The sequence below is a fragment of the Corallococcus sp. CA053C genome, assembly GCF_003611675.1.
Lineage (GTDB): Bacteria > Myxococcota > Myxococcia > Myxococcales > Myxococcaceae > Corallococcus.
The window spans coordinates 1-5,338 of the sequence record NZ_RAWA01000543.1; the positions used below are offsets into that span (position 1 = coordinate 1).

Here is a 5,338-nt window from a genome sequence, read left to right on the forward strand (position 1 = left end):
CCTCCGGCCCCGCCTCCCCAGGCCCGGCGCGAAGCGCGCTCCCGAGGCGTGGCGGACCTGCTCGCCAGCGTCCGCACCCGCCAGCGCCGCCACCTGTGGGCCCAGGGCGCCCTGCTCGGCACGGTCGCAGCCCTCGTCCTCTTCGTCGCCACGGGCCTCCTCGGCCGGGTGGCCCCGGGCCTCGCCCAGGTGCTCCTGTGGCTCGCCGTGCCGGTGGGCGCGGCGGTGGCCTGCTTCTTCGGCATCGTCGTCGCCCGCCGCCAGGTGGGCGACGACCTGCGCACCGCCCGACTCGTGGGCCAGCGCCGGCCGGAGCTGTCCCTGGACGTGCTCGCGGCGGTGGAGCTGTCGCACGAGCGCCGCGAGGAGGCGGGCTGGTCGCCGCAGCTCGCGGACGCGTTCCTCCAGCAGATGGACGACCGCGCCCGCACGGTGGACCCACGGCTCGTCGTGGACGTCCAGCCCCTGCGCCGCGTGGCCCTGGCGTGCGGCGGCACGGTGCTCGCGCTCGCGGTGCTGATGTTCTTCGTGGGCGGGCAGTGGGCCGCGGGCTGGAAGCACCTGCGCGAGCAGGCCGCGCGCCCGGAGACCGCCGCGCAGGCGGAGCCCATCACCGGCGACATCGAGCTGACGTACCGCTACCCCGCGTACACGGGGCTCGCGCCGCGCACCGTGCCGGGCACCAATGGCGAGGTGAGCGCGCCGTCCGGCACCGAGGTCGCGCTGAAGACGCGCTCGGACCGCCCCATCGAGCGCGCGGAGGTCGTCGTCAACGACCAGGTGCTGCCGCTCACCGTCACGGGCGAACGCGAGCTGGCCGGCAGCTTCGTCGCGAAGCAGGGCGGCCACTACCACTTCGTCTTCTACGGCTCGCGCTCGAAGCCGCTCGCGGTGGGCCCGGACATCCCGCTCACCGTGGAGGCGGACAAGGCGCCCCAGGTGACGCTGCTCACGCCCTCGTCTGAAATCGAGGTCGACCCCGCCCAGACGGTGACGCTCAAGTACGAGGCCACCGACGACTACGGCCTGTCCGGCCTGTCGCTGGTGTTCCGCATGCCCGGCGCCAAGCAGGAGACGCGCGTGAACCTGCCGCGCGAGGACAGCCGCCGCAGCCGGGGCACGTACACCTGGGACCTGGGCCCCCTCAAGCCCGCCCCCGGCGACCGCATCACCTACTACGTGGAGGCGAAGGACAACGACGCGGTGGAGGGCCCGAAGAAGGGCGTCAGCCGCACGCAGACCCTGCGCGTGTACAGCGCCGCCGAGCACCGCCGCGCCGCCCTGGAGAAGGCCGAGGCCCTGTGGGGCCGGCTCGTGGACCACCTGGCGGAGCGCCTGGAGGGCCCCGACCGCGCGAAGCAGAAGGACGCGCAGGCGGTGGAGGCCGCGCGCACCGTGGACGCCAGCGGCCAGCAGCTCTCCGAGGACTTCCGCGAGCAGGGCCAGGAGCTGTCGCGGGAGAAGGACGTGCCCAAGGAGATCGTCTCCGCGCTGCTCAACATCGGCGGCGAGCTCAAGCGCAGCGTGAGCACCACCTCCGACTTCCGCCGCCTGTTCCTGCGCACCCAGCGCGCGCGCGGCGAGGACTGGGGCACCGGCACCCGGCTCACCGCCGTGGTGGACGACGAGATTGAAGGCCTGGAGCGCGACATCCTCTACCTGGAGTCGCTGTTGGATCGGCAGAAGCTGGAGGCGCTGCAGGATTTGACGAAGCAGCTCGCCAACGACCGCCGCGACCTGTCGCGCCTCATCGAACAGTACAAGGCCAACCCGGACGAGTCCGCGCGCGAGCAGGTGATGCAGCAGATCCAACAGCTCAAGTCGCGCATCCAGGAGCTGATGCAGCGCATGGCGGAGCTGCGCAAGGGCATCCGCGACGAGCACCTCAACGCCGAGGCGCTGTCGGAGATGATGCAGCAGGAGGACATGCAGGGCGCCATGGATGAGGTCGAGCGCCTGATGCAGGAGGGCAAGGCGGACGAGGCCCTGGCGAAGCTCCAGGAGCTGGGCATGCAGATGGACGAGATGCTCGACTCCATGGACAAGTCCCAGGAGGACTTCGGCGCCGAGCAGTACCCGGAGCTGGCGGAGAAGTTCGGCAAGTTCATGGACGACCTGCAGGGCACCATGGACGAACAGCAGAAGGTCGCCGAGCAGACACGCGCGCTGCGCGACCAGGCCCGCAACCAGAACCGCGACCGGCTCAAGGAGAAGGGCCAGGCCCTCAAGGACGAGCTTCAGCGCAAGGTGAAGCAGGTGCAGGAGAACTACGAGAAGCTGGATCCGGCCCGGCTCAACAGCCGCGCGGCCCGCCCCCTGGAAGAGGCCCAGTCCGAGCTGCGCAACGTGGAGAACGCGCTCAAGGTGGACGACTTCGACCTCGCCGCCGAGTCCGCCGCCCGCGCCGAGGACGCGGCCCGCCAGCTCTCCAGCATGGGCGAGCAGCAGCGCCAGCTGGACGAGATGTTCGGCAACCCGCCGGAAGTGCGTCAGCAGTCCGCGCAGCTCGCGGAGCGGCTGAGGAAGGACGCGCGCGACGTGTCGGACGTGAGCCAGCAGCTCCAGTCCCTCTTCCCGCCGCCGGGCTCGCAGCTGTCGCAGGGCGAGAAGCAGCAGCTCCAGCAGCTGGGCCAGCGCCAGCAGCAGCTGGAGCAGCGCGCGCAGGGCCTGCGCCAGCAGATGGAGGACATGGAGCAGACGGCGCCGCTGTTCGGCGAGGAGGCCGGCCAGCAGATGGATGAGATTGGCCAGCGCATGGGTGAAGCGTCACAGCGCATGCAGGGCAAGGATCCGGGCCGCGGCTACGGCGAGCAGCAGGCGGCGATGGAAGGCCTCAAGCGCTTCCAGCAGCAGATGCAGCAGAGCCAGCAGGGCCGCAAGCAGGGCCGCGGGCTGCCCATGCCCATGGGCTCCGGCCGCCGCCAGGAGGGCAACGGCCGCAACCCGCAGGACAAGGTGGAGCTGCCGGACGAGGACGCCTTCCAGGCGCCGCGCGAGTTCCGCAAGGACCTGCTCGACGCGATGAAGCAGGGCGCGCCGGAGAAGTACCGCGAGCAGGTGAAGCGCTACTACGAGGAGCTGGTGAAGTGAGCCACCGCACGCACACCCTCGGCGCGGCACTCTGCGCCCTCCTCCTCACCGTCCCCGCCGCCTTCGCGCAGCCGTCCGACGCCTCCCTCAAGGAGGACGTGAAGACGCGGCTGGGCAAGGTGGAGCAGTCGCTGGACGACTGGGACGTGGCCAGCGCCCGGCGCGAGCTGGTCGAGGTGGAGAAGCGCGTCCCGTCCGAGCTGGAGCCCCTGAAGTACTTCCAGGGCCGCGTGGCCTTCGAGGAGGGCCAGTACGACGACGCGGTGACGCTGCTGGAGGGCGCGAACATCGAGGACAAGCCGGGCAGCTACCTGCGCCTGGCCAAGGACACGCGCGCCATCACCCAGGACCACCAGCGCGCGGAGAGCGAGCACTTCATCTTCTTCTTCCCCAAGGGCAAGGAGGAGGTGCTGGTCCCCTACGCGCTGGAGACGCTGGAGGCCATCCACCGCGCCCTCAAGGAAGACCTGGGCTGGACGCCGCCGGGCAAGGTGCGCGTGGAGGTGGTGAACAACGCGCGCGAATTGTCCAAGGTGAGCACGCTCACGGAGAAGCAGATCCGCACCACGGGCACCATCGCCATCTGCAAGTTCAACAAGCTGATGGTGACGAGCCCCAAGGCCGTGGCGCAGGGCTACGACTGGCAGGACACGCTGGCGCACGAGTACGTGCACCTGGTGGTCAGCCAGATGAGCCACAACACCGTGCCCATCTGGCTGCATGAAGGCATCGCCAAGTTCATGGAGTCGCGCTGGCGCGGCAAGGGCGGCCTCGCGATGACGCCCTCCACGCAGGCGCTGCTGGGCAAGCGCGTGAAGGAGGACAAGCTCATCCCCTTCGACAAGATGCACCCCTCCATCGCCATGCTGCCCACCGCGGAGGACGCGGCCACCGCGTTCGCGGAGGTGTTCTACGCCATCGACTACATCCACGGCACCCAGGGCACGCAAGGGCTGCGCACGGTGCTCCAGGAGCTGAAGGCGGGGCAGACGGACAAGAAGGCGGTGGAGGCGGCCACGGGCATGCCCTTCCCCCTCTTCGAGAAGACGTGGCTGTCGTACGTGAAGAAGCAGCCCTTCCCCCAGGAATTGGTGCCGCGCGACGACCGCGTGGTGCTCAAGGAGGACGCCAAGGGCGCGCAGAAGGACACGGAGAAGAAGGGGCGGGAGATCTCCTTCGGCGACTTCGCGGAGGTCTCTGAAGTGCCCGCGCGCAAGTTCGCGCACCTGGGGGAGCTCCTGCGTGAGCGCAACCGGGTGAAGGCCGCCGCGGAGGAGTACGCGCGGGCGCACAAGCTGGTGGGCGACAAGTACGAGTCGGTGTCCAACAAGTTCGCGCTCGCGCTCCTGGAGCTGCGCCGGCTGGACGAGGCGGAGTCGGTGCTGCGCGGCTCGCTGCGCATGCACCCGGGCTCGCCCTCCACCAACGTGCACCTGGGCCGCATCCTGCTGTTCCGCAAGGACTACCCGAAGGCGAAGACGGCCTACCTGGAGGCGCTGGCCTCCGACCCGTTCGACCCGGAGATCCACCTGGCCCTCACCCGCATCCACGGGGCGCTGGGTGAGACGGCGCTCGCCACGCGCACGCGGGTGGCCGCCGCGAGCCTCACCGGCTTGAAGCCCGAGGACGTGGACCGCGCCGCCCAGGCCTTCCTGCGCGCCGAAGGGGAACTGTCGGAGACGAACGTTCCCCCCAGCTCTCCGGATGCGCCGAAGGCGACCCCGAAGTCCGAGTCGAAGCCGGCCCCGAAGCCCGCGAAGTAGCCTCCCCAGCAACCGGCCAGCCAGGGGGCATCCGTGCCCCCTTCCCTCTCCTCGGGGATGCCTCATTTTTCGGGCACGAGGAGAGTGGGGATGGCGCTCCAAACCATTGTCTTGGATTCGCCCTGCCTGATGAAGCCAGGCGCGGGCTCCCGCGTGTCGAGTGCGTTCCGTGAGGCATTGAACGTCTCCACCCGGGCCCGGGTGCAGTGGCGCTGTCGACTGCCGTACCCGACCGCCCACACAACGTGAGTTGGCGCACGTCCGCGCTCCAACCCGCTGGGTTCCGCGTCGCGCCCTGCTCCAACTTGCGCCGCGCGGATCCGGGCATCCGGGTTCCACCGATTTGTCCCGCCTCACTCCCGAGGCCTTGAAAAGGAGCAGCACCATGAAGCGCACCCTGCACGGAGTCACCCTGGCCGCGGCCCTCTTCGCTGGCGGTGTCTCGCTGGCCCAGAGCGCCACGCCTCCCAGCACCATGCCCCCCC

General features: G+C 70.3%; 2 protein-coding genes. Both read left to right on the forward strand.

Annotated elements, in window-relative coordinates; genetic code table 11:
• Nucleotides 1-48 precede the first annotated feature (48 nt).
• Nucleotides 49-3,090 (forward strand): DUF4175 family protein, encoded by a 3,042-nt coding sequence (locus tag D7V97_RS39500; RefSeq protein WP_120615740.1) that lies wholly within the window; start codon nucleotides 49-51, stop codon nucleotides 3,088-3,090.
• Complete coding sequence (locus D7V97_RS39505) at nucleotides 3,087-4,853, forward strand: tetratricopeptide repeat protein (RefSeq protein ID WP_120615741.1); 1,767 nt, start codon at nucleotides 3,087-3,089, stop codon at nucleotides 4,851-4,853. Before D7V97_RS39500 ends, D7V97_RS39505 begins: the two co-directional genes overlap by 4 nt.
• Nucleotides 4,854-5,338: the final 485 nt, after the last annotated feature.